At 65.1% G+C, this 292-nt stretch carries 1 pseudogene; it reads right to left on the minus strand.

Going from position 1 to position 292, the window contains the following annotated elements:
* Window positions 1–292, minus strand: a pseudogene (locus SB764_RS39330) (xylose isomerase); the annotation flags it as partial.

Raw genomic sequence — 292 nt, forward strand, 5'->3', positions numbered from 1 at the left:
AAGCCGAGCGGTTCGATCAGACCGAGCAGTCCGTGGTCGTCGAGGATCGGCTTCAGTTGCCTTAGCGCATTGACCAGATCGGTGTGACGCTCGCCTGGCGTGCGCTGATCCTGGCGGCTGTTGGTCGGGCACAGGACAATCGCGCGCGCTCCGCAGTCAGCGGCATAGCGCGACAATGCCAGTGCGTCCTTCGCGCGAGTCGCATCGAAGCGTTCAAAGCGTTGCAGCGCATTGATCGACAGGAGCGTCAGCCCCGCCGCCGCGCTAAGCGTCTTGATGTCGCCGGCGGGCG

The organism is Paraburkholderia sp. SIMBA_027 (assembly GCF_046535315.1).
GTDB lineage: Bacteria > Pseudomonadota > Gammaproteobacteria > Burkholderiales > Burkholderiaceae > Paraburkholderia > Paraburkholderia tropica.